The sequence below is a fragment of the Vibrio sp. 1402 genome, assembly GCF_033340275.1.
In genome coordinates, this window is record NZ_JAWOWE010000407.1 from 1 (window position 1) to 622 (window position 622).

Consider the following 622-nt stretch of genomic DNA (forward strand, 5'->3'; position numbering starts at 1 on the left):
ATATAGGACAAATATAATTCTTAATCACTGAGAAAAGAAAAATAATTTTTATGATTAATTCTCACTTAATGAGAAAATGGTAGTGAGCGGTTAAATATTGAAGAAAACTTGAAAAGTGGATGTCTCACCTTTGAGTCTCGTGCCACTAAACTGGAACTTAAACAATTAAGATTTTGTTTTATTTGCGAGGGTAGGAGGTGTCTCGCATACTCAATAAATCTAATGAATAATATTGTAAACGTGAGTTGCTGGTGGGTATCGTTTTCTCGATACCATCTGAGTCAATCGGTTTATAAAAGGTCGCTTTTATATGCTGAATAAAATGCTTCTTAAGAAAGCTGCTATCTTTTTTCTGCCACTTCCTTTGGTATTTGCGGAGGTTTTGTATTTGGCACACGAGAGTGTGCAAAGTAACCTCGATCACTTGCTCGAAAAGAACATACAAATCGCGGATGAAATACTCTTTCAAATTGAGACTGAAAACCGAACTGCGCTTATTCATCCAGAACGGTGTGAGCAGTTGCAGCAAAACTTGATGTTTGAGCGAGACATCGATGAAATGCTCATTGTCAAAGGCGATGAGATCATTTGCTCATCGAAGCTTGGACACTTATCCAAACCG

1 pseudogene is annotated in these 622 nt (G+C 37.1%); it reads left to right on the top strand.

The features are described from left to right. Positions 1-310: 310 nt before the first annotated feature. Positions 311-622 (top strand): annotated as a pseudogene (locus R7044_RS26345) (EAL domain-containing protein); the annotation flags it as partial.